General features: G+C 66.6%; 27 protein-coding genes. 6 read left to right on the forward strand and 21 right to left on the reverse strand.

Annotated elements, in window-relative coordinates; genetic code table 11:
• Nucleotides 1-3: 3 nt before the first annotated feature.
• Both ACQI46_RS06995 and ACQI46_RS07000 read left to right on the forward strand, forming a co-directional pair.
• Nucleotides 4-261, forward strand: a complete 258-nt coding sequence (locus ACQI46_RS06995) for an antitoxin (RefSeq protein WP_427093255.1) — start codon at nt 4-6, stop codon at nt 259-261.
• Nucleotides 262-265: 4 nt separating this feature from the next.
• Entirely contained in the window at nt 266-712 is a 447-nt protein-coding gene (locus tag ACQI46_RS07000; protein WP_427093256.1) for a type II toxin-antitoxin system Rv0910 family toxin, read from the forward strand.
• Nucleotides 713-741: 29 nt separating this feature from the next.
• Here ACQI46_RS07000 and ACQI46_RS07005 read toward each other — a convergent pair whose 3' ends face one another.
• The gene (locus ACQI46_RS07005; RefSeq protein ID WP_427093257.1) at nt 742-1,398 is read right to left on the reverse strand and encodes a TetR/AcrR family transcriptional regulator; all 657 of its coding nucleotides are present in this window, start codon (nt 1,396-1,398) and stop codon (nt 742-744) included.
• Between the two features lie 90 nt (nt 1,399-1,488).
• Between ACQI46_RS07005 and ACQI46_RS07010 the strand changes: the two genes are divergently transcribed.
• The gene (locus ACQI46_RS07010; RefSeq protein WP_427093258.1) at nt 1,489-2,937 is read left to right on the forward strand and encodes a cytochrome P450; all 1,449 of its coding nucleotides are present in this window, start codon (nt 1,489-1,491) and stop codon (nt 2,935-2,937) included.
• On the opposite strand, the gene ACQI46_RS07015 is transcribed toward ACQI46_RS07010, so the two are convergent.
• The 14 genes from ACQI46_RS07015 to ACQI46_RS07080 form a co-directional block, all read right to left on the reverse strand.
• Nucleotides 2,921-3,580, reverse strand: coding sequence for an NAD(P)-binding oxidoreductase (locus tag ACQI46_RS07015; protein ID WP_427093259.1), 660 nt, complete (start codon nt 3,578-3,580; stop codon nt 2,921-2,923). The two genes, ACQI46_RS07010 and ACQI46_RS07015, sit on opposite strands and share 17 nt — an antisense overlap.
• Before the next feature lie 16 nt (nt 3,581-3,596).
• A complete protein-coding gene (locus ACQI46_RS07020) occupies nt 3,597-4,166 on the reverse strand; it encodes an isomerase (RefSeq protein ID WP_427093260.1) in 570 nt (189 codons plus the stop codon).
• On the reverse strand, nt 4,166-5,389 hold the full coding sequence (locus ACQI46_RS07025; RefSeq protein ID WP_427093261.1) for a cytochrome P450: 1,224 nt from the start codon (nt 5,387-5,389) through the stop codon (nt 4,166-4,168). The genes ACQI46_RS07020 and ACQI46_RS07025 overlap by 1 nt, the downstream gene beginning before the upstream one ends.
• On the reverse strand, nt 5,386-6,558 hold the full coding sequence (locus ACQI46_RS07030; RefSeq protein ID WP_427093262.1) for a cytochrome P450: 1,173 nt from the start codon (nt 6,556-6,558) through the stop codon (nt 5,386-5,388). Before ACQI46_RS07030 ends, ACQI46_RS07025 begins: the two co-directional genes overlap by 4 nt.
• The gene (locus ACQI46_RS07035) at nt 6,555-6,941 is read right to left on the reverse strand and encodes a hypothetical protein (RefSeq protein WP_427093578.1); all 387 of its coding nucleotides are present in this window, start codon (nt 6,939-6,941) and stop codon (nt 6,555-6,557) included. The genes ACQI46_RS07030 and ACQI46_RS07035 overlap by 4 nt, the downstream gene beginning before the upstream one ends.
• Before the next feature lie 35 nt (nt 6,942-6,976).
• Nucleotides 6,977-8,035, reverse strand: coding sequence for a dihydrodipicolinate reductase (locus tag ACQI46_RS07040; protein WP_427093263.1), 1,059 nt, complete (start codon nt 8,033-8,035; stop codon nt 6,977-6,979).
• A gap of 13 nt (nt 8,036-8,048) precedes the next feature.
• Nucleotides 8,049-9,101: a dihydrodipicolinate reductase gene (locus ACQI46_RS07045; protein WP_427093264.1), complete on the reverse strand. Its 1,053-nt coding sequence runs from the start codon at nt 9,099-9,101 to the stop codon at nt 8,049-8,051.
• Nucleotides 9,098-9,523: a hypothetical protein gene (locus ACQI46_RS07050; protein WP_427093265.1), complete on the reverse strand. Its 426-nt coding sequence runs from the start codon at nt 9,521-9,523 to the stop codon at nt 9,098-9,100. The genes ACQI46_RS07045 and ACQI46_RS07050 overlap by 4 nt, the downstream gene beginning before the upstream one ends.
• A gap of 31 nt (nt 9,524-9,554) precedes the next feature.
• A complete protein-coding gene (locus ACQI46_RS07055; RefSeq protein ID WP_427093266.1) occupies nt 9,555-10,286 on the reverse strand; it encodes a hypothetical protein in 732 nt (243 codons plus the stop codon).
• The gene (locus ACQI46_RS07060; RefSeq protein ID WP_427061750.1) at nt 10,283-10,414 is read right to left on the reverse strand and encodes a hypothetical protein; all 132 of its coding nucleotides are present in this window, start codon (nt 10,412-10,414) and stop codon (nt 10,283-10,285) included. The genes ACQI46_RS07055 and ACQI46_RS07060 overlap by 4 nt, the downstream gene beginning before the upstream one ends.
• Before the next feature lie 14 nt (nt 10,415-10,428).
• Nucleotides 10,429-11,247: a CbbQ/NirQ/NorQ/GpvN family protein gene (locus tag ACQI46_RS07065; protein ID WP_427093267.1), complete on the reverse strand. Its 819-nt coding sequence runs from the start codon at nt 11,245-11,247 to the stop codon at nt 10,429-10,431.
• Nucleotides 11,248-11,267: 20 nt separating this feature from the next.
• A complete protein-coding gene (locus tag ACQI46_RS07070; protein ID WP_427093268.1) occupies nt 11,268-12,800 on the reverse strand; it encodes a nitric oxide reductase activation protein NorD in 1,533 nt (510 codons plus the stop codon).
• Nucleotides 12,801-13,019: 219 nt separating this feature from the next.
• Nucleotides 13,020-13,748 carry a hypothetical protein gene (locus tag ACQI46_RS07075; RefSeq protein WP_427093269.1) on the reverse strand — a complete coding sequence of 243 codons (729 nt, stop codon included), beginning with the start codon at nt 13,746-13,748 and terminating at the stop codon, nt 13,020-13,022.
• 28 nt (nt 13,749-13,776) lie between these two features.
• On the reverse strand, nt 13,777-14,391 hold the full coding sequence (locus ACQI46_RS07080; protein WP_427093270.1) for a TetR/AcrR family transcriptional regulator: 615 nt from the start codon (nt 14,389-14,391) through the stop codon (nt 13,777-13,779).
• Between the two features lie 92 nt (nt 14,392-14,483).
• Here ACQI46_RS07080 and ACQI46_RS07085 point away from each other — a divergent pair, with 92 nt between their 5' ends.
• The 3 genes from ACQI46_RS07085 to ACQI46_RS07095 all read left to right on the forward strand — a co-directional run bounded on the left by ACQI46_RS07085 (nt 14,484) and on the right by ACQI46_RS07095 (nt 18,403).
• Nucleotides 14,484-15,272: an SDR family NAD(P)-dependent oxidoreductase gene (locus ACQI46_RS07085; protein ID WP_427093271.1), complete on the forward strand. Its 789-nt coding sequence runs from the start codon at nt 14,484-14,486 to the stop codon at nt 15,270-15,272.
• 19 nt (nt 15,273-15,291) lie between these two features.
• Nucleotides 15,292-16,365, forward strand: a complete 1,074-nt coding sequence (locus ACQI46_RS07090; protein WP_427093272.1) for a dihydrodipicolinate reductase — start codon at nt 15,292-15,294, stop codon at nt 16,363-16,365.
• A 100-nt stretch (nt 16,366-16,465) separates the two neighbouring features.
• Nucleotides 16,466-18,403, forward strand: a complete 1,938-nt coding sequence (locus ACQI46_RS07095; RefSeq protein ID WP_427093273.1) for a peptidoglycan-binding protein — start codon at nt 16,466-16,468, stop codon at nt 18,401-18,403.
• A gap of 3 nt (nt 18,404-18,406) precedes the next feature.
• Here the strand turns inward: ACQI46_RS07095 and ACQI46_RS07100 are convergent, their stop codons facing one another.
• From ACQI46_RS07100 to ACQI46_RS07125, 6 genes are all read right to left on the reverse strand, one after another.
• The gene (locus tag ACQI46_RS07100) at nt 18,407-18,856 is read right to left on the reverse strand and encodes a hypothetical protein (RefSeq protein WP_427093274.1); all 450 of its coding nucleotides are present in this window, start codon (nt 18,854-18,856) and stop codon (nt 18,407-18,409) included.
• Between the two features lie 106 nt (nt 18,857-18,962).
• The gene (locus tag ACQI46_RS07105; RefSeq protein ID WP_427093579.1) at nt 18,963-20,444 is read right to left on the reverse strand and encodes an acyl-CoA synthetase; all 1,482 of its coding nucleotides are present in this window, start codon (nt 20,442-20,444) and stop codon (nt 18,963-18,965) included.
• On the reverse strand, nt 20,441-21,214 hold the full coding sequence (locus tag ACQI46_RS07110; protein ID WP_427093580.1) for an SDR family NAD(P)-dependent oxidoreductase: 774 nt from the start codon (nt 21,212-21,214) through the stop codon (nt 20,441-20,443). Before ACQI46_RS07110 ends, ACQI46_RS07105 begins: the two co-directional genes overlap by 4 nt.
• Nucleotides 21,214-22,716 (reverse strand): AMP-binding protein, encoded by a 1,503-nt coding sequence (locus tag ACQI46_RS07115; RefSeq protein ID WP_427093275.1) that lies wholly within the window; start codon nt 22,714-22,716, stop codon nt 21,214-21,216. Before ACQI46_RS07115 ends, ACQI46_RS07110 begins: the two co-directional genes overlap by 1 nt.
• A complete protein-coding gene (locus ACQI46_RS07120) occupies nt 22,713-23,456 on the reverse strand; it encodes a GntR family transcriptional regulator (protein WP_427093276.1) in 744 nt (247 codons plus the stop codon). Before ACQI46_RS07120 ends, ACQI46_RS07115 begins: the two co-directional genes overlap by 4 nt.
• On the reverse strand, nt 23,453-25,027 hold the full coding sequence (locus ACQI46_RS07125; RefSeq protein ID WP_427093277.1) for an SMP-30/gluconolactonase/LRE family protein: 1,575 nt from the start codon (nt 25,025-25,027) through the stop codon (nt 23,453-23,455). The genes ACQI46_RS07120 and ACQI46_RS07125 overlap by 4 nt, the downstream gene beginning before the upstream one ends.
• Between the last annotated feature and the right edge of the window lie 13 nt (nt 25,028-25,040).

Genomic DNA, 25,040 nt, shown 5'->3' on the forward strand with positions numbered 1-25,040 from the left:
AACATGTCGTTCCTGGACAAACTGAAGAACTGGGTGTCGAAGAATCCCGACAAAGCCAGCAGTGCGATCGACAAGGCCGGCGACCTCTTCGACCAGAAAACCCGGGGTAAGTACGCGCAACACGTCGACAAGGCGCAGAACGCCGCGCGCAACTACGTCGACAAGAACAATCCGGCCGGGCCGGGCACCGCGCAACAGCCCCCGGCGCAACCTCCACAACCGCCGCACCAGCAGCGGCCGGCCGACCCACCGGTCTCGTAACGCGATGGCCAAACTGTCGGTCTCGGTCGATGTTCCGCTGCCGCCGGAGAAAGCCTGGGAGTGCGCGTCGGATCTGTCCCGCTACAAGGAGTGGCTGTCCATCCACCGGGTATGGCGGTCCAAGTTGCCCGAGGTCATCGAGAAGGGCACCGAGCTCGACTCGATCGTCGAGGTCAAGGGCATGCCCAACCGGATCCACTGGAAGATCGTGCACTACAAGCCGCCGGAGTCCATGACGCTCAACGGTGACGGCAAAGGCGGCGTCAAGGTCAAGCTGATGGGCAAGATCAAGCGCGCTGCACAGGACCCCACCGGCTCCACGGTGACGTTCGACGTGCACCTGGGCGGTCCGGCGCTGTTCGGGCCCATCGGCATGGTCGTCGCCGGTGCGCTCAAGGGCGACATCCAGGAATCGCTGAACCGATTCAAGGCCGTTTTCGCGCCGTCCTGACCGACGGCTCCAGTCGCGCCCGCGCGACGTCAGCTTTCTAGTCGCGCCCGCGCGACGTCAGCCGCCCCGTTTCCGGTGATCAGCCACAGAGTGGTGAGGCTGTCCACGAGCTGTTCGACGGTGACCTTCGCGCGGCCGTCGACATAGGCCAGGATCGCATCGGCGGTCCCGCCGATGACGAACGCGGGCGCGACCTCGGCCAGCGGATCCTTCTCCAACTCGACCCCGTGCACGGTGCGCGCGTTGGCGACGAGCACCGCGGTCAGTCCGCGCATCACGGCTTCGCGGTGGTGGTGCAGGGCCGGCGACGCCGCCACGCCGCCGAGCAGGACGCGGGCGCGCCGCGGGTCGGTCACCAGGTGCTGCACCACGGCGCCGACGGCTGCGGCGGCCTGTCGGTCGAGTGGCTCGTCGACGGCCGCGGCGGCTGCTGACAGCGTCGCCGCGCTGACCTCGGCGGCGATGTCGTCGACCGCGGCGGTCGCGACGGCGTCGAGGTCGGTGAAGCTCTCATAGAAGTACCGCTTGTTGAGTCCCGCTGTGGCGCACAGCTTGTCGACCGAGACCGCCCGCCATTGGTTGGCCGACATCACGTCCAGTGCGGCGTCGATCAATCTGGCCCTGCGCTCGGTGCGCCGCTGCTCGGCGGACCGGCCGCCGTAGCTGCGGGGCGTGGGCTGGGGCATCGGACCATCGTCGCACCATGACGGCCGACTCTTGACACCCATCCCGTAATTCTGGCACGGTTTCGTACCAGACGGCTCGAGGAGGATGCGGTGACGACTTTCGAGCGGATCGACCGGACGGTTGGGGCCGCCGCCAAGGCGCGGGTACAGGCGCTGGCAGCGTCTGTCACCGAGCGCTACCCGAGCCGAGAGCGCCCACTTGCGCGACCGCCCGCGGATTCGGGTCTCAAGCCGGTGCTGGGTAATTACGGCTTTCCGGTGCTGGGCCACATCGTGAGCACCCTGGTAGATCCGCTCGCGTTCGCCCGCGAGCGTTACGAACGCTACGGCCCGGTGTGGTGGGCCGGTGGAGTCGGATTCCGCGTGGTGTCGGCGATGGGGCCCGAAGCGCTGGAAACGGTGTGGATCAACAAGGACAAGGCCTTCTCCAGTGAACGCGGCTGGGCGCCGGTCATCGGACCGTTCTTCCACCGCGGCATCATGCTGCTGGACTTCGAAGAGCATCGCGACCACCGCCGCATCATGCAGCACGCCTTCACCCGCAGCGCACTTGAAGGCTACCTCGAGCTGATGCGCCCGGGCATCGAGCGCGCCGTCACCAATTGGTCTCCGGCGCAACGCTTCCCGTTCTACCCGGCGGTCAAGAAGCTGTTGCTCGACCTGGCCGCCGAAGTCTTCGTCGGCGCCACCCTGGGCGACGAGTCCGAGCAACTCTCGGCCGACTTCCACGACACCGTGTGCGGCGGGCAGGCGATCATCCGCGCCGACGTTCCCGGCGGAATCTGGGCGCGCGGACTTCGCGCGCGCGAACGCCTGGAACGGTATTTCGCCGCACAACTCCCGGCGCGGCGTGCCGGTGACGGCACCGATCTGTTCTCGATGCTGTGCCGCAGCCGCAGCGATGACGGCGCCGGCTTCAGCGACGACGACATCGTCAACCACATGATCTTCCTCTTGATGGCCGCGCACGACACCAGCGCCATCGCGTTGTCGATGCTCGTCTACGAACTCGGTCGGCACCGGACCTGGCAGGACGCGCTGCGCGACGAGGCACTGCAGAACCCGGTCGATACCCAGACCCTGGCCGGCCTGGATGGCTACCCGCTCCTCGACGCGGCGTTCAAGGAGATCTTGCGGATGTACGCGCCTGCGGGAACGTTGTTCCGGCAGACGGTGAAAGACACCGAGGTCGCCGGGCACTTCATCCCGCGCAAGACGCAGGTGGCGGTCAACGTGTACGCCTCGATGCGGTTGGCCGACTGGTGGCCGAACCCGGACCTGTTCGACCCCGGCCGGTTCACCGGGGGCGCGGACGCATCGGTCATCCACCGATATGCGTTCGCGCCGTTCGGCGGCGGCGTGCACAAATGCATCGGGCAGCAGTTCGCGGACATGAGCGTCAAGACGATCATGCATCGACTGTTGCGGCAGTTCGAATGGCGTGTGCCCGCTGACTACCACCCACGGATGACGTGGGGGACCGGGCCCACACCGGCGGACGGCCTCCCGGTCGACCTTCGGGTCATCCGAGGTCGCTGAGCGCCTCGTCGATCGGGGTCTCACCTTCGATCAGCTCGAACGTGTGGCCGCCGGTTTGCGGCGCGTCGAGCGCGGCGACGAGTACGGCCGCGACGTCGGCGCGCGGAATGCTGCCGCGCCCGGTGTGTGCGGCAACGCGCACCCGCCCGGTGCCGGGCTCATCGGTCAGCGCGCCCGGCCGGATGATCGTCGCGGAAAGCCCGGCGCGCGAACGGATGTCGTCGTCCGCGGCACCCTTGGCCCGCAGGTAGGCGACGAACACCTCGTCGGCAACGTCATCGGGGACCTGGGCGTCGGCGCCCATGGAGGAGATCATCAGGTAACGCCGTACCCCGGCGGCTTCGGCGGCGTCGGCCAGTAGGATCGCTGCGTCGCGGTCGACGGTCTGCTTGCGGGCCGCCCCGCTGCCGGGACCCGCCCCCGCGGCGAAGATCACCGCGTCGGCGCCCCGCAGGTGTGTCGCCACCGTATCGACGTCGGAGTTCTCCAGATCGACGACGATCGGCTCGGCGCCGGCCGCTTCCAGGTCTGCGGCGTGATCGGGGTTGCGGATGAAGCCGGCCACCGAATCACCGCGTTCGGACAGGAGTCGTTCGGTCAGCAACGCGATCTTGCCGTGGCCGCCGGCGATGACGACACGCATGAGGACCTTCCCTTCGTCAGCGGCGGAGCCGGCGGCGGACCAGACTGGTGAACTCCGCGGTCGACCGGCGCACTGATTCGAGTTCCAGCGATACCACCAACGTGTCTACCATCGCGAACGGCAGCGTGGTGACGACCGCTCCGCGGCCGTACTCGATGTGCCAGGACCCGGGATGAATCGTCAGCCCGCGGGCGCGTCCCCGCTCCAGGCACGTACGTTCGCCCGGCAGCAGCGGCGGCAACGCGCTGGTGTCGTCGGATTCCACATCGTAGGAGTCGATCCGGCCGGCCAGCAGGAACTTGTGGACGTCGACGTGCTTGTAGCGTCCGGAGAACCCCTGCGTACCCGTGGGCGAGCCGAAGATCACGATGTATTCCCGGGCGCTGAAGTACAGGAACCGCACTTTGCCGAGGATTCCGCCGGCCTTGCTGCCGACCCAGCGGCCGGGCGTGGCATCGATGAGGTGCGGGTACTCGTCGGCCAGCAGCTCCACGGCGGTGCGGACGACTTCGTCGGTGTCGGCGGACAGCCCTGCGGCACGTTTCGCCACACCGTGGAGGACCTCGGGGTCGATTCGATAACCCATCACGCGACCTCCATCGGCATGCTGATCGGACCGCTGAGACCCAACAGCGGTTTCCATGGCACTTCGCCGACGCAGCGGGCTTCGGGCATGCGGCGGGACAGCACCTTCAAGGCCTCACTGAGTTCGAGGCGGGCCAGGTTTGCGCCAAGACAGTAGTGCACCCCACCGCCGAAGGTCAGGATCGGCGGCGGATCGTCACGGGTGATGTCGAATCGCTCGGGCTCGGCGTAGACGGTGGCGTCCCGGTTGGCGGCGTAGGTGTTGACGACCAGGAATGTCCCGGCCGGGAAGGTGTACCCCTCCAGCGTGACGTCCTCTGAGGCGCTCCGCACGGTGCTGCACATCGACGGGGAGTGCCGCATGGTCTCCTCGACAGCCGGCCTCGCCAGCTCCGGCCGATCCCGCAGTAGAGCCCATTGCTCGGGGTGTTCGCAGAGAACCTGCATCGACGCCGCGAGTTGGCTTCGCGTGGTGTCGGTTCCGGCGACCAGGATGCTGAACGCGAGCATGCGTACCTCGGCGGCGTCGAGGCGGTCACCGCTGTCTTCGATGCGGATCAATTCGGACAGCAAGTCGTCGGTCAGTCGCCGTCTGCGGTCGGCGATCATCTCGTCGATGTAATCGTCGAACGCGTCCCAGGCTGTCAGCACCGCGGGTTCTTCGGCGGCGAGGTCGCAGTCGAAGCTCACGATCTTGAAGATGTCGTCGGCCCAACGGGAAAACTGCTGCCAGTCCTGACGGGGTGCGCCCAGGAGTGCGCAGATGATCGGAATCGGGTAGGGGCGGGCGATGTCGGAGACGAACTCACACCGCGACGACGTCGTGGCGTCGTCGATCAGTTCGTTGATCACGGCGTGGATGGTGTCGTGCATGCGCGCCGTTGCGCGCGGCGTGAAGGCCCGTGACACCAGACCGCGCAGCCGCCGGTGCTGGTCGCCCTCCATGTTGAGGATGCTGTGGGTGACCCTGTCCCACAACGGTCCTGACGTGATGCCGTGCGCCGACAGGTGAATTCCCGGCGGAATCACGAACCGCGGGTCACGCAGCACCGTGCGGGCCAAGTCATAAGACAGGATCTCCGGGCCGATCGGCCCCAGCGCCACCGGTGCGTGTTGCTGTGCGGCACGGAACTGGGGATGGATCTGCTGTGGCGTCGCGGTCAGGTCGTAGCTCAGCGTGGGCAGACCTGCGTCGAAGATGCTCACCGCGGCACTGGCGATCATCGCGCACCGAGGATCCGCAGCGGAAGCTGCGGCAACGCACACGTCGCCGACGGCCAGGTGATTTCCGGGACGTAGCCCGCGGCGAGCTCGAAATCCGGTACGCGAGCGAGCCATTCGGAGACCACGAGCTTGACTTCCATGCGCGCGAGGTGCGCGCCGAGGCAACGATGTGGTCCACCGCCGAACCCCCAGTGCTTGTGGACACGGCCGTCGATGATCAGCTCGTCTGTCGAGTCCCGGTCGCTGCCGTCACGGTTGATCGCCCCCAGCGGCAGGCGGATCTGAGCTCCGGCCGGTAGTTCGACACCGGCGACGGTGACGGGTTCGGTGGTGACGCGCCCGAGAATGGGTGCGGCAGGCTCCAATCGGATGATCTCCTCGACGAAACCGGCCACCGCGTCGGGGTTGTCGCGCAGGTGGATCCGGAGATCGGGGCGACGGGCGAGTTCGAGCAGCGCCATGCCGATCGTCGCGGTCACGGTGTCCAGACCGGCCAGCACGAACACCAGGGACAGCCCCGTCGCCTCGGCGTCGGTCAGCGGCTCCTCACGGTGCAGGAGGTCGGACAGGATGCCGTCCCGGGGTGACTTCCGCTGGTCGGCAACGGCTTCGGTCAGATAACCGAACAGTTCGGCGGCGGGGGTGAGGTCCACGCTCTCGGGATCGGTGGCCAGGCTGACCGCGATGATCGCGTCCTTCCAGGCCACGAGCCGATCGCGGTCCTCCAGGGGCAACCCGAACAGCGTCAGGAAGACCTGGGACGGGTAGGGGGTGGCCAGGTCGGCCATCACCTCGCACTCCGCGCGTTCGGCGATCGGCGCGATGATGTCGATCGCCTGCGCCTGCAGCGACGGCAGCAATGCGGTCAGCGTCTGCGGGCTGAAGTAGTGGTGCAGGATCCTGCGGTAGCGGGTGTGCTCGGGCGGGTCGAAACCCAGGGGCACCAACGGAACCGGACTGATCATGTCGTCGTAGGAGGTCCGCGATGAGTACACCTGCGGATTGCGCAGTGCGGCCAGCACATCGTCGCGGCGGGTGAAGTAGTACCAGCCGTCGCCGCTGTGCAGCACCGGGCCGAGGTCGCGCAGTTTGGTCCAGCCTGCGCCTCGGTCCTGTGCCATGGGCAGGTCTTCGTAGCTGACCTGGGGAAGGTCGAGTGCGCCGGTCATGAGAGGTTGGTGGCCAGGAAGGTCAGCGGAAGGCCGAGCACCGACAGGTCGGTCTCGTCGAGGTAGGACCCGTCGCCGGAGAAGCTCTGACGAAATCGGGTGACCGCGCCGTAACGATCCGCCACGGTCTGCGCGTCGCCGCCATCGGGGACCTGCACCACCACGGTGTACACCCCGTCGCCGTGCCGGTCCAGGAACCCGTTCACCGATTCCGCGACGCCGGCAGTCGACCCGCTCAGCGGGCTGATGAGCTCGATTCCGCGCTGCCAGTCGAGTTCGACGTGGACCCCCAGCTCGGTGAGTTCTGCTGCGTCGAACTGGAATCCGAGATCGGTGAACATCTGCACCAGCGCGGCTCGGCGATCGGCCGCCACCGCGAACACGACGTGGTGCAGTCGCGGAGCGCCGTCCCCGGCAGTCACCGTCGCACCAATCCGCGCGGCTGTACCAGTCCGAGGTCGAGGTGGGTGAGCCAGCCCGGCGGGGCGTCGCAGACATCGGGGATCGCGTTGACCGCGCCCATCGCGGTCCAGGTGTACCCGGGGTGCACCATGGACCCGTCGGGATTCTCGAGACCCTGCAGCGTCAGCTCGGTGGGTGGATCACCGTGCAGGATCAGCCGGTAACGGGTGGTGCCCCAATCCCACGGCGGATCCAGCTGTTCGCCCCGGCCGACGAGATAGATCGCGTGGTACACGATCAGCGGCTGTCCGTCCACCCATGCCGTCCACTCATGGTGTTGTGCCGCAACGGTTCCCCGCGGTAGCACGCCGTCGGGATGGGGGATGTCGGTCGTGGCTGTCGCGGCCCGCACATCGGCGGCGGTGACGTCGTCGATGGTCACGCCGAGGCCGTCGGCGATCATGTGCATCGACTGCGCGAAGAACGGAACGCCGAGGCCCAACAGCGTGGGTTCGGACACGAACGCATCCTTGTCCTTGCCGAACCCCATCCAATCGATGTGGTCCAGCGGGGCGTCGGTCAGCACGTTGACGACTTCGAACAGTTCGATCTTGTCGACCCTGCTGGCCACCCGCGCCAGGGTGAGGGGCAGGAGATCACCTGCATAGCCGGGGTGGATCCCGCCGGCGTGGAACGAGGCCCGACCGGCCTCGCACGCGGCGCGGATCCGGTCGCCGGCGTCACGGAACTGCTCGGTGGGATGGTAGGGCCCGCTCGTGGTGACGACGTTCTTGCCCGATTGCAGCAGCCGGCACACGGTGTCGACGTCCATGATCACCGGGGTGTAGAACACACAGTCGGCGTCGGTGGCGATGACCGCTTCGATGTCGTCGGTGGCAGCCAGCCCCACCGGCGCGACGCCGGCGAGTTCGCCGGCGTCCCTGCCGACTTTGTCCTTGTTGTGGACCAGGACGGCGACGAGGTCGTAGACGGGGTTGTCGATGAAGTGGCGCAGGCCTGCCTGACCGACGTCGCCGGTCATCCACTGGATGACGCGATAGGTTCTGGGACGCATGCCGACTCCTTTGTCAACGTGTGGTCACAACGCCGCGCGGGAGCAGCAGCGGAAGGTCGGTGTAGGTCGCGATGCCCGGCGCAGCGGCCACGACAGCGGGTATCGCGGTGATCGCGGGCATGGCCGTGATGGTCAGTCCGAGCATGATGAAATCGTCGATCGATTCGGCGACGAAGTCCGCCGGCGGCTCGAAGCTCAAGGTGGACTTGATCGTCGGGCGCCCCTCGACGGTGATCGTGTACCCGAACGTGGTCTCCCAGCGGGGGTCCAGCGTCTGGCCCTTGGTCCACACCCCGCGGATCTCGATGACGTCCCTGTCGCCGACGAATCCCTGCCACCGGACGTCGATCCCGGCCACACAGCCGCGGTTGATCGTCCAGTCGCCGGGCAGGGACAGATCTTCGGTGGTCTGCGCGTAGTCGGCGACGCACCGCACCTCGTCGAGCTCGACGCCCAGCGCGTCGGCCACCAGGAGCACCGCCTCCCGAAAGATCGCCGATCCCTTCTCGGTCACGGCCTGCAGATCGGGGTGGTCGATCGGATAGCCGAAGCCCATCGGGATTTCGGTGGCCGGGGAGTTGTAGATGGTGGTGTCGAACGACTCGACGATGGCGATACGGTCGACCCGATCGGAGATTCCGGCGCTGACGATCGCGAACAACTGGATGAACCCGGGGTTGATGCCGCTGCCGAAGATGGTCGCGCCGCCACGCGCGCACGCCTCGAGAATGCGGTCCCGGTCCGCCCCCATGCCGAAGCCGTTGATGAACTCCGATGTGGTGACGACGTTGATGCCGCGACCCAGGATGCGGACCAGGTCGTCGACGTCGGCGAACATCGGGTTGTACACGATGCAGTCGGGTTGCAGCGCCAGCAGCGCCTCGACGTCGCCGGTGGCCTGTACGCCGATCGGCGCGATGCCGCAGAGATCGCCGACGTCGATGCCGGCCTTGTCGCTGGACCAGGCGTAACAACCCACCAGCTCGAGCTGCGAGTTGGCCGTGACGGCGTGCACGGACTTCTTGCCGACGTTGCCGGTGGTCCACTGCACGACCCGGTAGGTCATGGCGCCGGCATTCCCTCCTGTTCGGCGGCCTGGCGAGCCTCGCGTTCCTCGTGGATGCGCACCAGCTCGCGGAACCCGAGTCGGTTGTACTTCGGGATCGGTTGCACGCCCCACTCGTCCTGCGCGGTGTCCTTGCCCTCGGCGCCCTCGGGCGGCCCGAGCGGCGGGTAGGGCACCTTGCATTCGAGCTCGTCGTCGGAGTAGCGCACCTTGAGCAACTCGCTGCAGATCTCGGTGAAGCTCAGTGTGGGATACCCGTAGTACACAGCCATGAACGGCAGGGTGAACGCCCCCTCGATGACCAGTGCGATCAGGCACACCAGCACTGCCCGCTTGATGTAGCGGTGCATCCGGGCGTAGTACGGGGTGGTGCCCGGGGGCAGGTCCTCGGCCTTCTCTTCGGTGGGTTGCGGAGTGGTCACAGGGTCCTCCTGGTGCTGTCGCGAGATCGGTTCAGTCGGTGAATATTTCGCGGTTCACCGTGTGTAGGTACGGGATCGCGAGGAACGGGGTGATGTAGAAGATGTCGTAGATCCACCACCCGATGACCGGGAAGACCACACCGGCGTAGCGCACGTCGGCGTACATGGTCATGTTGAGCACGTAGGCGCACCAGATGACGATGCCCATCCAGCAGGTGATGATCATCCACTGGTGGCCCCAGCGCTTCATCTGCAGGAAACCGATGGCCGCAGCCACTCGCATGGAGAAGACCGTGAGGATCAAGCCGATGACATAGGCCTTCTCGCCGGGTGCGCTGGCGCCGCCGATCCACATTTCGTTGTAGTGCCAGAAGTAACCGGCGTCGAACATGTTGCCCCAGCCGATCATCAGGACGCGGTTGATCAGCGTGTGGTTGCCGATCATGTCCAGTGCCCAACCGAGGCTGTTGAGCATGCCGTCGATGAGGACCAGGTAGCCGATCAACGTGACGATCATGGGGCGCACCGACATGCCTGCGAGTTGTGCCTGGCGCTGAAGCCACACGCCGCGCATGAAAATCGGGAATCCGATCAGGCCGGGCGCCCACATCCCCATCAGGGCTGCCCCGACGATCATCCACTTGTCGGCGCGGCGCTGGGCCAACCGGGACTGTTCGTGATGCTCCTCGAGACTCAGCGAGTCGCCGCCTGTCGCCGCAGGCGGTTTAGGGGCTGAATCACGTTTCAGCGACGGGACTTTCACAGGTCCCACCACCCGCGGGCAAAGGACATGTAAAGCTGGATGAGGAACATCGACAGCAGGAATCCGTAGATGACGATCTGGACGATGATGAGCGCCTTCTTACGATTGCGCTCCTGTTGATCCACCATGGTGTTCCCCTCTTCTAGAGTGTCGAGCCGCTGTCGGCGTCGGCCAGGCTGGCGGCCGCGATTTCCCGCAGACCTTCGGTGATGGCGCCGTCGCTGGACAGCGGCGCCAGAATGCATGCCTCTGCGGCCGCCAACTCGGTCGCGCCGGCCGCGATCAGGTGCGCTGCGGTGACGAGCACCCGTGTCGACGGCGGCTCGAAATGGAACACTTCGTCGGCGGTGCGGATGGCGGTGGCGCAGCGTACAAGCCGCTGCGCCGACGCCGGATCGACGCCGGTTTCGGCGACGATGACCTCGGCCTCCCGGTCGGGCGGCAGATACTGCATCGGGAGTGTGACGAAGCGCTGCCGGAAGGACGGCTTGAGCTCCTTGAGTGAGCTGCGGTAGGCCGGGTTGTAGGAGCACACCAACATGAAAGTCTCTGGTGCTTCGACGACTTCGCCGGCGCGGTCGAGGTAGAGGGCGCGCCGATGGTCGGTGAGCGAGTGCAGGATGGCCAGCGAGTCGTGGCGGGCCTCGACTACCTCGTCGAGGTAGCAGATGGCGCCGGCCTTCACCGCGCGCGTCAGTGGGCCGTCGGTCCACACCACGTCCCCGCCGGTGACCATGAATCGGCCCACCAGGTCAGAGCTGGTGAGGTCGTCGTGGCAGCTGATGGTGACGACGGGTCTACCCAGCAGCACACCCATGTGCTCGACCAGGCGGGTCTTGCCACAGCCGGTCGGTCCGGTGAGCATCACCGGCAGACGTTGGCGATAGGCCTGCTCGAAGAGCTGGACCTCCGTGCCGTTGGCGTAGTACGTGTCGCCTGATGGCGATGATCGACCGGTCATGGTTCCTTCCTGGTGTCGGCTCACGCGGCGACGAGTTCGCGGTGGACATGGGCAAGGACGCGGGGGAGTTCGTCGATGCGGCGGATGCGCTGGGACCTGCGGGGTCCGAAGACCTCTGGTAACGGGTCGACCCGGGCGGGGCCGACGCCGACGTAGTACATGGAGACACCGGCGTCATTGGCTTCCTCGACGGCGTGCGCCGCGTCGGCCCAGGCATAGCGGCCCTCGTACCCTTCGTCGGAGATCATGCCGTCGCCGATGACGATGAGTAGTCGTCGCTCCGAGGGCTGATCGAGTAGACGGCTGGTCAGATGACGCAGCGGCGCGCCCAGTCGCGTGTATCCGCCGGTGTGCAGTCCCAGCTTGCCCGGCGGAACGAACCGGCGGTCCTCGAAACCCTTGAGGCAGTTCACCTCCACCCGGTGTCGGGTGTTTCCGGTGAACACGAAGATGCCGTGGCGTTCCCGCGCCGCGGTCATCGCTTGCGAGAGTGCGTCGGCGCACGCCAGTTCGAGCGCGAAGATGCGGCCGCCCTGCACCCCGAGGCTGGAACTTCCGTCGAGCAGCAGCGCGGTGGTGACGTCGCGGCTGGTCGGCAACAGGTCACGGAAGATCCGCGGTTCGAGAGCTTCGCCGGTGGTCAGATCGATGTAGTGGTTCACGTACTGCTCTACATCCAGGTCGGACCCGTCCTCGAGCCGGTTGCGCATCGCGCGGTGGGTGTGTTCCTCGAACCACTTGCGGAGTTCGGCCGAGCCGGCGCCGGGCTGCCGGCTCTCGGCGCGGTGCATCCGCTCGAGCACTGCGACGTGGTCGGGCAGAAAGCTCTGGGTCCAGGCGTTCCATTCCGGATACGGAATGCCGGGCCGGTGATCCGGGGTGATGTCGGCGTCGTTGTCCTGTGGCCGACTCGGCGGGGGCAGGTTGGGGTTGCGGACGCCGCCGTCGCCCCCGACGGGAACGGAGTGGGGCTGCGGACGCCGCTTCTCCGTGGATGTCCACGGCAGTCTGCCGAAGGTCCGTCGGAGCTTGTCCGAAAGACCTTGAGGGGCGGTGTATGCCGTCGGTAACCGGCCAATCAACGGGTCGACCTGCAGCGAGCGCTCGGTGCGCGCCAGCGCGATCGCCCGGTCGAGCATCTCCTCGGTGTCCGGCTCCTCGGTGATCACCTCGAGACCCGGAAGCAGGCGGTTGATCTCGGGAACCAGGCCGGGCCAGTGCCGCGCGACCCACCCTGCCGCAACCCCTGCCTCGACATGGGTCAGGGCGAGGATCTCGCGGGTCGAGAGCTCGTTGAGGCGGTAGCCGGCCACCATGTCCTTCGACGGCGCGCACTGCAGCGCCACGCCACAGGTCAGGGTGCGTCGGGTCCAGTCGGGGTGGCGGATCGGGTAGGGGACGTAGACGGTGTCCAGCGTCGCGCTGAGCGAGAAGCCGCGGTTCTGGCCGGTCACCAGGCGGGCGCCGGTGCGGCGCTGCTCGCTCAACGCGACAGCGGTCAGGGCGCAACTGCGCTCGACCGCCATCGCGGACGCGTCGGACGGTTCGGACATGCCTAGAACGTGCCGAGGTTGGAGAACAACCAGTACCAGAACCAGATCACCAGTCCGGTGCCGCCCCACGCGGCCACATACCTCAGGATCTCCCAGACCCAGTCCATCTCAGTCCTCCTTGCCGGCGGGTTCGTGCGGTTGCGCCGAGGGTGTGGTGTGTGCCGTCATGGTGCACCATTTCTAAACCAGTTACTGACTGAAGTCAACGAATGTGCGCGATCAGTCGGTGAAGATCTCGCGGTTCACGGAGTGCAGATACGGGATGGCCAGGAACGGCGTGATGTAGAAGATGTCGTAGATCCACCACCCGACCACGGGGAACACCACGCCGGCGTACCGCATATCGGCGTAGATCGTCATGTTGAGCACGTAGACGCACCAGATCACCACGCCCATCCAGCAGGTGATGATCATCCACTGGTGACCCCAGCGCTTCATCTGAAGGAATCCGATCCCGGCCGCGATGCGCATGGTGAACACGCTCAGGATCAGTGCGAGTTCGAGAGGCTTCTCTCCCCACGCGGTTGCTCCGCCGAGCCAGATCTCGTTGTAGTGCCAGAAGTATCCGGCATCGAACATGTTGCCCCAGCCGTTGAGCAGAATCCGCGCCAACAGGCTGTGATTGGCCAGGACGTCCAGCGCCCAACCCACTGTGTTGATCGCGGCGTCGACGATCACGCAATAGCCGATCAGGGTCACCAGCATCGGCCGTACCGACAGACCGTCCCGGTGGGCCTTGCGGAGCAGGTAGACGCCGCGCAGGAACAGTGGCAGGCCGAAGATCCCGAGGATCGCGGTTCCGATCAGCAGGCTGCCCGAGATCAGCCATTTGTCGGCCTGTCGTTGGGCAGCCCGGGACAGTTCCTCGTGTTCGTCGAGGCCGAGGCCTCTTGCGGGTGCGGGGGCCGGTTCTGAGCTGCGCCCTCGGGAGAGCGAAGGCAACTTCATGTCGACTGACAATAGTCAATGACATGAGCTAGTCAACGCGTTGGGCGAATCCGATGCTGCGAAGTGTCCGGCCGACGTAGTCGTCGATCATCTTCTGCTGGCCCGGCCACTGGTGGGTGGTGGTCAGTAGGGCATACAGTCCGAGCAGGAAGAACACGGCCGTGTTCACCGGATCGACATCCGCGTCGATCCGTCCGAGCATCCGCGCATTCTCGACCTCGTGGGCAACCGTGATGACGACCGGATGCTCGGCGCTCTCGTCGAGTGGTGGCCGGGTCGGTGAGAAATGCAACGCGAGAAAGTCTTTGAACAACAGCGCGCCGAGTCGGCGCTCGAGTCCACGGACCTGTCGTATCGACTCGTCGAAGACGGCGGCCAGGTCGGGATTGCCCGCCGAGAAGCGGGCCAGGTGTTTGGCGATCCTCTCTTCTTCGCGTCGTTCCAACTCGAGCAACACGTGTTCCTTGGTGGGGAAGTGAAAGAAGAAGGTGCCGTGGGCCACGCCTGCGGCGGTCACGATCTCGTGCACGTCCGCGGCCGTCACTCCGGCCCGTTTGAACTCGGCAACGGCCGCCCCGAGCAGGCGCTCGCGGGTTTGGAGGCGCTTTACCTCGCGTGTGGATGGCTTGTCCACCAGTGCCATTCGGCAACTCTAGCGAAACGGCCGCAATTTGCCATTGACTTGAGTCAACAAATGGCCGTTGAATGGGTTCACCTCAACGGAGAGGACACCCCATGGCTCTCGAGCAGTTCGACCTGCGAGACCAGGTCGCCATCGTGACCGGCGCCGGGAAAGGCGTCGGTCAGGGAATCGCCCGCGTCCTGGCCGAGGCCGGTGCGACGGTGATCGGTACCGCGCGCACCGAGTCCGATGTCGTCGCCACCATCGACAGCATCACTTCCGCCGGTGGTTCGGGCGTGGCAGTTGTCGCGGACGCCATGAGCCGCGCCGACGGGGAGCGCGTCGTCTCCACCGCGATGGACCGATTCGGGCGGATCGACATCCTGGTCAACAACGTCGGCGGCTCGACCTACGCTCGGTTCCTCGACATCACCGACGACGATTTCCGGCTCACCTTCGACTGGTGCGTGACGTCGGCGTTCATCATGAGCCAGTTGGCGGCGCGGCACATGATCGAGGCGGGGCACGGGTCGATAATCAACATCTCGTCGGGCTCGGCACGATTCGGTATTCGCGCGTTGGCCGCGTACTGCACGGCCAAGGGAGGTTTGGAAGCCTTGACCCGCGCGATGGCACAGGAGTTGGCACCCAAGATCCGGGTCAACGCGATCGCGTTGGGTTCGTTCGCCACCGACGGTCTGCAGGGCAGCCTGGACATGCTGCCCGGCTCGTTGGACAAGATGCTGGCCGCCACCCCACTGCACCGCCTCGGCGACGTCGAAGACCTCGGGCGGTTGTGTGTGTACCTGTCCACCAGGGGCTGCTACGCCACCAACGCGATCTTCCACGTCGACGGGGGAATCGACTCCAACAATTCGCCATTGCCCATTCCCGACTACTGAGAACGGCTAGGTTTCGATCATGCGCAGAGTGGTTCAGTTCTCCACCGGAAACGTCGGTCAGCATTCGCTGCGCGCGATCATCGGTCGCCCGGATCTGGAGCTCGTCGGAGTGCATGCGGCCGGGCCGGAGAAGATCGGTCGAGACGCCGCGGAGTTGTGCGGACTCCCTGACCCGACCGGCATCAAGGCCACCGACGACATCGATGCACTGATCGCGTTGCAGCCCGACTGTGTGGTGTACACGGCGCTCGGCGAAACACGACCCATGGAAGCCATCGAGCAGATGGCCCGGCTGTTGTCGGCGGGGATCAATGTGGTCGGAACCTCGATGGTGTGGCTGGTCACCCCGCACCAGGCCGACGACTGGCTGCGGGCCCCGCTCGAGGCGGCCTGCGCGAGCGGGAATTCGACGTTGTACGTCAACGGGATCGACCCGGGCTATTCGGGGGACACCGCCGTGTTCTCTGCGCTGAGTCTGGTCACCCGCGCCGAATCGGTCACCGTCCAGGAGATCTTCGACTACGGCAACTACGACGACTACGAATACACCGGCACGTCGATGGGATTCGGCACCACACCCGGCGACGCGACACCGATGGCCTTCCAGCCCGGGGTGGTGGTCTCCATCTTCGGCGGGCTCGTACGTAACCTGGCCCGTCACCTCGACATCAAACTCGACGATGTCCGGCAGCGGTTCGAGCCCTGGTACACAGGTGAGCGCATCGAGTGCAAGATGATGACCGTCGAACCCGGACAACTGGCGGCAGTACGTTTCGCCGCCGAAGGGGTACTGGGTGGCGTCCCGGTGATCACCGTCGAGCACGTCAACCGCTTGACGTCGGCAGCCGCACCCGACTGGCAATTCCCGCCCGACGGCATGACCGGTGTACACAAGGTCATCGTGGAAGGTGAACCCCGGGTGGAGGTCAGCACCCACCTCTCGCATCCGGTTCTCGACGTCACCGAGGCCGGGTGCGTCTCCACGGCGGCCCGCGCGGTCAACGCCATCGACTTCGTGTGCCGCGCTCCCGCTGGTCTGGCCGCGTTGGAGGGCATTCCACCAACGGAGATGATCCGCGGCTTGATGTGGTGATGTCGCCCGCCGAAATTTAAGTAGTCCACTACTCACGACTTCCTTTCGATGTGGCCGTTGACTCGTCAGCGGAGGAGCGTTCACACGAAAGGAAACGATCATGCGACACGGCAGAGACAAGTTTTTCGTCGTCGGCGAAGGCCTGCTGACAGGCGACGCCACACCGCAGGTCCGCTCAGAGGCTGTGGAGATCAGGGATTTCCGGTTCTCCCGGATCGGGCCGCCTGGGATGCCGGCGAGCACAGAACTGCTCGAAGCGATGGCGACGGCGACCACCGCCGACGCACCGGATACCGACGCCGACATTCCCGCCGGGTTCACCTACCTGGGGCAGTTCGTCGACCATGACCTGACCAGAGACAAAACCGAGGCCCAATTCGGTTCGGACGTGACGGTCGACCAACTCATCCAGGGACGGTCACCGGCGCTGGACCTGGATTCGCTCTACGGACTGGGCCCCACCCAGGAACCCCAGTTCTACAGCGACGGTGTGCATCTGAAGACGGGAAGCACCTCTGCCTTCGGTGGTCATCCGTCCTTCGACGGCCACGACCTGCCGCGCGATCCCCAGCAGCGGACCGCGCTGATACCCGACCCTCGCAACGACGAGAACCTGGCGGTCGCCCAGACCCATCTGGCGTTCATCAGGTTCCACAACCGGGTGGTGGACACCATTGCGCCCGGAGCCATGGACCTGTTCGACCAGGCGCGTGAGCAGGTGGTCAAGCACTACCAGTGGATGCTGCGTACCGACTACCTGCCCAGGATCGTCGACCCGGGCATCGTCGCCGATGTGTTCGCCAACGGCCGCACCCTGTTCGAGCCGTCACCGCCTGCCGGCGATGCCCCGACCATGCCGATCGAGTTCTCCGTCGCAGCATTCCGCCTCGGGCACAGTATGATTCGCGCCCGGTACAGCTGGAACCGGGAGTTCGACAACGGCAGCGCCACCCTCCAGAATCTGTTCGAGTTCACCGGCACCAGCGGCTTCCTCAACGGCAGTCCGTTGCCGTCCAACTGGATCGCGGACTTCCGCCGGCTGTACGACTTCGGCGAGGCCAACCGGCCCGACCTCGTGGTCGGCGACGAGAAGTTCAATGTCGCCCGCAGAATCGACACGCGGCTCACCGATCCGCTGGCGACTCTGCCCGCCGGCTCGTTCGGCGACCCCAATGTGCAGGTGCCGCCGTTGCAGGCCAACCTCGCATTCCGAAACCTGGTTCGCGCCAACATGGTCAAACTCGCCAGCGGGCAACAGATGGCCGAACTGGCCCAGATCGAGAAGCTCGAGGAGGACCAGATCGTCAAAGGTTCCGGCGGTGTCGACTTCTCCAAATTATCGGTGCAGCTCCGAGACGAACTCAGCGCCCGTACTCCGTTGTGGACGTACATCCTTCGCGAAGCCGAGGTCAACGGCGGTGTGCTCACCGGTGTCGGCGGACGGATCGTCGCCGAGGTGTTCCACCGGGCGATGGAGGGCAGCACCCATTCGATCGTGCGGGACCCCAGTTGGCGACCACACCTCGGTCCCGACCCGTTCACCTTCCGGATGGTCGACCTGCTGCTGTTCGCCTATGAGGGCCGCGCCGACAAGCTCAACCCGCTGGGCGACGAAGCTGCTCCGCAACTGCAGATCATCGAGCTGAGCCAGGGGGAGGACGGCCCGTTCGTCAGGATCCTCCAGCATCTGCTGCGCGCACGGAACTTCACTCTCCAGGTCGACGGCAGCTTCGGTCCGGTCACCGCGCAAGCGGTCCGCCAGTTCCAGGGACTGCAGGGGATCGCCGTCGACGGCATCGTCGGTCCGGTCACGTGGTCGCGGCTGTTCATCACGGTGCGCCGTAGCAGCCGGGGTGAAGCGGTCAAGGGCGTGCAGGTACGGATGAACCTGCGGCAGGCGCCACCGATAGCGGTCGACGGCGACTTCGGCCCGCTGACCGAGCAGGCGGTGCGGGAGTTCCAGACCGCCCAGGGCATCGTCGTCGACGGGATCGTCGGACCGATGACGTGGCGACGGTGCGTCAGCGAGCCGGTGTGAGGGTCAACGCTTGCGGACGTCTCCAGGACTGACGTTGAGCACTCCGCCGAACCGGTCGTTGCGGATCAGCGTCCGAAGCTCCTCCGGCATGACCGTCCACCCGTTGGCCTGGTAGCTCTGGCCGACGCCCACCACGACATCGTCGGCTGGATCGCCGGGAACCGTCCCGGCGATCCAGTACTGGGCGCCGGTGTCGCTCATGAACGCCAGCTTCAGCGGCTCGGGGAACTTACCCGTCGACATCGGGGAACCGCCGAACGGTTGGCCGTCGGTGCGTTCGCACACGATCGCGCCGTAGTCGCGGTCGAGGTAGTGCGCGCTGAGCAGGCAACGCACTTTGCCGTCCTGCACGCGAACCACCTGATCGCCGTCAGCGGCCGCAGCGAGGGGAGTGAACGCACACGCAGCGAAAACAGCAAGCAACACCGAAACCGCGGTCTTCACAAGAACCATGAGTCTCCCGAGATCGAGATGGCACTGCGACTTCCGGGATGCTCTCACGGCGTCGGGCGACGGCGGTCGGTTTTTGCGGAACTGATATTTGGTGCGGAGAACAGTGCTAGCTCAGACGCGCGCGCAGTTCCCGCTTGAGGACCTTGCCGTAGCTGTTCTTCGGCAGCTCGTCGACGAACTCGTACCGTTTCGGACGCTTGAAGCGCGCGATGCGCTCCAGGAGGTGAGCGTCGAGCTCGTGGACTGCCACATCGCCGACGATGAATGCCACGACGATCTCGCCCCACTCCTCGTCGGGCGCCCCGACCACGCCGGCTTCGACGACCCTGGGGTGTTCGAGCAGGATCTCTTCGACCTCGCGGGGATAGATGTTGCTGCCGCCGCTGATCACCACGTCCTTCGACCGGTCCCGCAGGGTGAGGAAGCCGTCGACGTCGAAGGATCCCATGTCCCCGGTGTGCAGCCAGCCGTCCTGCAGTGTCGCCGCTGTCGCGGCCGGGTTCTGCCAGTAGCCCGACATCACCACATCTCCACGGCAGACGATCTCGCCGATCTCACCGACCGCCGCAGGTCGACCGTCGGCGCCGAGCACTGCGACGTCGACACCGGAACGGGCGTAACCGACCGAGCCCAGCACCGAGTCCGGCGCCCAGCTGTCCCCGCACAGGTGGTCGGCGCGGCGCAGACCGGTGATCGTCATCGGCGCCTCGCCCTGTCCGTAGAGCTGCACGAAGATCGGACCGAACGCGGTCATCGCCTTCTTGAGGCTCTCGACGTACATCGGGCCGCCGCCGTAGACGATGGTGTTCAGGTTGTCCGGCTTGGGGCGGCCCGTCTGCACCAGGCGCGCGACCATGGTGGGCGCGAGGAAGGCGCTGCAACCGGGGTGCTGTTCGCACAGGTCGAGGAACTCGTCCGGATCGAACGCGCCGGAGGCCGGCACCACCTGACGCGCACCGCGCAGCACGTACGGCGGCACGTACAGGCCGGAACCGTGCGACATCGGGGCACCGTGGATGAGGCTGCAGTTGTGGTCGGGTGCGTCGAAGTCGGCCAGATGCGCAACCGTCATCGCCATGAGGTTGCGGTGCGACAGCATCGCCCCCTTCGAGCGGCCGGTGGTGCCGCTGGTGTAGAACAGCCACGCCAAGGTGTCCGGATCGGTGTCCCGAGGAACGTCGACAACCGTTGCGGTGCAACGCTGTCCGTAGTCATCTCCGCCGATGATCTCGATCGGCACGCCTGTCAGCGGGGCCAGACCCGCCGCGATCTTCTGCGACGCGAACACCTGCGACGCGCCGGCATCTTCGAGGATCTGCTCCATCTCGCGCGGGTGCAGTTTGTAGTTCAGCGGCACGAACACTGCCTCGGCGGCCCAGATCGCGAACATCAACTCGACGATCGTCGGGTTGTTCTCGCTGGCCACCGCGATCCGTGCACCCGGCCCCAGACTCCTCAGCGAGCCCGCCAGACGGAGCGCCCGTTCCCGCAGGGAAGACCACGTGTGCACCTGTCGCGCACCGTGATACACCGCGCCGCGATCGCCGTGGCGGGCCGCCGCCTGGTCGAGCAGTGCGAACAGGTTCAACGGGCCACCCATTCCGAGGTGAGTGCGAAATCCGACAGATACTTGGTGGAACTCCAACCGCCGTCGACCACGATGGTCTGCCCGTTGATGAAGCTCGCGCCGTCCGAGCACAGGAACGCCACCGTCGCGGCGATATCCTCCACCCGCCCCAGCCGCGGGTAGGGCGTCATCTCGGTGTTGATCTTGCGGAAGCGCTCGTCCTCGAGCCGGCTGGCCACCATCGGCGTCAACGTCACACCGGGTGCCACCGCGTTGCACCGGATTCCCTGCGGTCCGTACTGGCAGGCGATATGGGTGGTCAAGGCGGTCAGGCCGCCCTTGGCCGCCGAGTAGGCGCCGCCGCGCAGACCGCCGACGACCGCGAAGGTCGACGAGACGTTGATGATCGCCGAACCGGACTGCATGTGGCCGATCACGTCGCGAGCCAACCGGAACGGCGCCCTCAGCATCAGCCCGAGGAAGTAGTCCAGCGACTCGTCGTCGGTCTCGTGCAACGGTTTCGGGCTGCCCACCCCGGCGTTGTTGACCAGGAAGTCGATGCGGCCGAACCGTTCCAGTGCCGTCTCGGTGATCCGGCGCGGTGCCTCGTCGGCGGTCAGGTCGACTGCGAACGTCGAGATCCGCTCGGGGTCCCCGACCGCAGCCTTGAGTTCGGCCAGCCGGTCGGCGTCGCGGCCTGTGCCCAGCACCGCAATGCCCTGTTCGGCAAGCATTGTGGCACAACCGAAGCCGATACCGCTGCTGGCTCCGGTGACGATCGCTACCTGCATCATGACTCCTCGGTCAGCGTTGCTTTGATCTGGTGTTTGAGCACTTTGCCGGCCGCGTTCTTCGGCAACGCGTCGAAGAACGCCACCTGCTCGGGGATCTTGAACTTGGCCACACCGCGGGCCATCAGGAATTCCTTGAGCACCTCGACCTCGGGTCCGGGCACCCCGGCGGGCACGATCGCCGCGCAGGCCCGCTCCCCGGTGCGGGGGTCGGGCAGCCCGACCACCGCGACCTCGCTGATCTGCGGGTGGGTGACGAGGAGGTCCTCGACCTCTTTGGGGGAGATGTTCTCGCCGTTGCGGATGATGAGGTCTTTCGCCCGGCCGGTCACCATGAGCTGGCCGCCGTCGGTCCACCGGCCGAGGTCACCGGTGCGGAAATAGCCCTCTCCGTCGAAGGATTCGCGGTTGTCGTCGTCGTGCAGGTAGCCACGCAGCATCTGCGGCCCGCGAACCCGGATCTCCCCGTCGACGAGCTTGACATCGGCGATGCCGGGGCAGCCGTCGGTCTCTGCGGCGCTGTCGACGTCGTCGAACGACCCCACGGTGGTCACCGGCACCTCGGTCGACCCGTAGACCCGGGTCACCTGTGCCTTCTCGAAATAGTCGGCCGCGCGGCGGATCAACGACGGGGGCACCGAGGCGCCGCCGCAGATGAAGACCTTCAGGTCGGGCAGACGGGTGCCGGCCCGGTCGGCGGCGGCGAGCAACCCGTCGAGAAACGGTGTGGCACCGGCCATGTGCGTGCACCGGTGCTCGACCATCAACGCCACGGCCGCGTCGGGATCCCAGCGCTGCATCAAGACTGCCTGTGTGCCCAGCAGCAGCGGACACTCGAAAGCGTAGATCGACCCGCCGATGTGCGCGATCGGTGACGGCACCAGGAACGTGTCACCCGGATCGATGCGCCAGTGGTCTCGCAGTTGCATGATCAGCGCGTGCAGTGAGTTGTGGGTGTGCAGCACACCTTTCGCCCGACCGGTGGTTCCCGAGGTGTACATGATCATGCGGTCGGCATCGGGATCGAGCTGCGGCAGGGCGCCGCTCGTGGTTGCCTCGCAGAAATCCTCGAATGCGGTGTGCCGGTTGCGTTGCCCCCGAACCACCACGACTTCGGGAGGTGCCGGCAGGTCGGCGACCACGCGGTCGAGCATCGCGACGTAGTCGTGGCCGCCGAACGTGTCCGGAATGAAGATCGCCCGGCAGTCGGCGTCCTCGAGGATGAAGCGCAGTTCGTGGTCTCGTAGCGACGGCAGGATCGGGTTGACGACCATGCCCGCCAGGGTCGCTCCGAGGTAGACGACGGCGGCTTCGTGCCAGTTCGGCACCATGAACGACACCACGCTGCCGACTGGCATGCGTTGCCGCAGTCCATCGGCTGTCGCCTCCGCGCGGGAGAGCAATTCGCGGCAGGTCAGCGTGACGTCGGCGTCCCGGACCAGGACGCGGTCCGGTGTGACGGCGGCAGCGTCGCGGAGCGCCTCGGCCAGAGTGGCGCTCACCGGGCGTCCCGGACCCGGCGCATCGTCATCGCGTGGCGGAACCGCGACGACGGGTGCGTGTTGACGGTCACCTGGGCCACTTCGCCGTCGGAGGTGGTGTACGTGCGCTGCATCTGAAGGGCCGCGGATCCGGGCTCGACGTCGAGGACGTGGGCGAGCTCGGTCGACAGCACGACCGCCGAGATCTCCTGGTGCACCACCACCACGCTGACGCCGAACAGATCCTCGATCAACGGGAAGATCGGTCCCGTGTGGCGCGGTAGGAGGCGGCCGACGGCGGCGAAGCTGCGGTTGATGTAGTACTCGGTGCGGCAGATCGGGGTGGTCGTGTCATCGGCGCGTCGATAGCCGGTCACCGCCAGCCATTCCGTCCCGATCGTCAGCCCGGTGCGGGCGGCCAGTTCGTCGTCGACGGTCACCGTCGCATTGGTCTCGATCGCGAAGCGGGCGCCCTGGGCGAACGCCAGCAAGTCGTCGATCGACATCACGTCCTGGGCATAGGAATCCGTGCTGGGGCGGGGGACGACCAGGGTGCCGGCCCGCGGCCGGGACGCGACGAGGTTGTCGTCGCGTAACCGGCGCAGCGCCTCGCGCACCGTGTACCGGCTGACCGCGAACCGTTCGCACAGTTCGTGCTCGGTGGGCAGCTGGGAGCCGACCGGGTAGACCCCGTCGACGATCTCCTTGCGCAGCGTGCGCGCCACCTGCAGGTAGCGGTGATCACCGGCGGTTGCGGTCATCTGCGGCGGACCGCCAGGATGCTGCCGTCGCCGTCGGCAGAGACGTAGAGCGTGCCGTCCGGCCCCGCGGTGATCCCGGCGAACGGACCCTGCGGCCCCGAGAACGGTGGCATCCCTTTGAGTGGCTTGGGCTGCACTCCCGGCGGGGGTCCGACGGGCAGGCCGGACGCGATGGTGGTGCGCTGCCGGGTGTTCAGGTCGTACTCGACGACCTCCTTGGCGCCGGCGTCGACGATGTAGAGCGTGTCGCCGAGCACGGTGATGCCCTGTGGTTGTCGCAGACCGTCGATCACGACGTCACCAGCACCGTTCAGTCGGACCACCCGCCCCGCGCCCGACTCGGAGACCAGTACCGCGCCGTCGGGTCCGATCGCGACGCCGATCGGCGCGTCGAGCTCCGAGGCCAGGGTCTCGACCGACCCGCCGCGCAGGCTGTGCACCCTGCCGGTGCCGAGTTCGGCGAAGACGATGGCGTCCCCGTCGACTGCGACGCCGTAGAGCTGATCGAAGTCGGTTGCCAGGTAGTCGGTCTCGCCCGCCGCGGGGCGATACCGGCCGACCTGCCCACCCGACGTGGTGACCACGAACTCGTCGGGGCCGACCGCGGTCACCCCGCGCAGGAAGCCGGGATAGCCGGGGCTGAACAGCATCCCGACCGTCTGCAGCGACCCGTCCGGGTTCACGGCATAGAAGTACGTCCCGTCGGCGACGTAGAGTCGGCCGCCGACAACGGTCAGATCCAGTGGCCAGTTGAGGCCACCCGGCAGCGTGGTGTGGGTGCTGCCGTCGGCGTGGATCTCGGTGATCTCGCCGGTGAAGTTCGAGACGAACAGCCGGTCCCCGACGAAGGTCAGGTTGTCCAGGCCCGGATTCAGCTGGGCCAGTAGGGTTTTGTCGCCGCTGCGCGGGTCGATGCGCAGCACCTGGCCGGTGGCCACCTGGGTCGACACGATGAAGCCCTGCGCGTCGAACTTCACGGCGTCGGGGACACCGAGATCGGTGGCGACACGTTGCGGCTCACCCCCGTCCGGATGCACCCGCCAGATCTCGTTGGCCGTCATCAACGGGTAGTACAGGAAACCGTCCGGCCCGACCTCCATGGCGTTCGGTGACGGCAGATTCTCGAGCAGAACCCGCGGTTGCCCGCCGTCGAGCGGCAGTTCCATCAGCCGGCCGCCGTCGCGGCACTCGCCGATGAACAGCCGGCCCTGGTGCACGGTGATGCCGTTCGCGCACGGCAGGTCCGCGCGCAGGACCCGGGTCCGCCCGGTCGCGTCGCGGGCGCTGACCCGGCCTTCCATCACCTCCGTGGCGATCAAGGTGCCGTCGTCGGCGAACGCGACATCGTCGGGCGAGATGATGTCGCCCCCTTTGGGGCTGACCGTGTCCACCGAGCCCGTCGCCAGATCGAGCGCGCTGACCTGACTGCCGGTCACCTGCGCGACGTAGATCCGGCCGTCGGGACCGGTGCGCAATCCGTTGGCGCCGAACAGCCGGCTCGGGGCCGTCACCTTCTCGAGCTGCCAGCCGGAGGCGGGCGACGGGTTCGGTGCGACGTAGCGGGCGCTCATGAGCTCGGACGTT

Origin of the sequence: Mycobacterium sp. SMC-4, assembly GCF_050205565.1 — a bacterium.
Lineage (GTDB): Bacteria > Actinomycetota > Actinomycetes > Mycobacteriales > Mycobacteriaceae > Mycobacterium.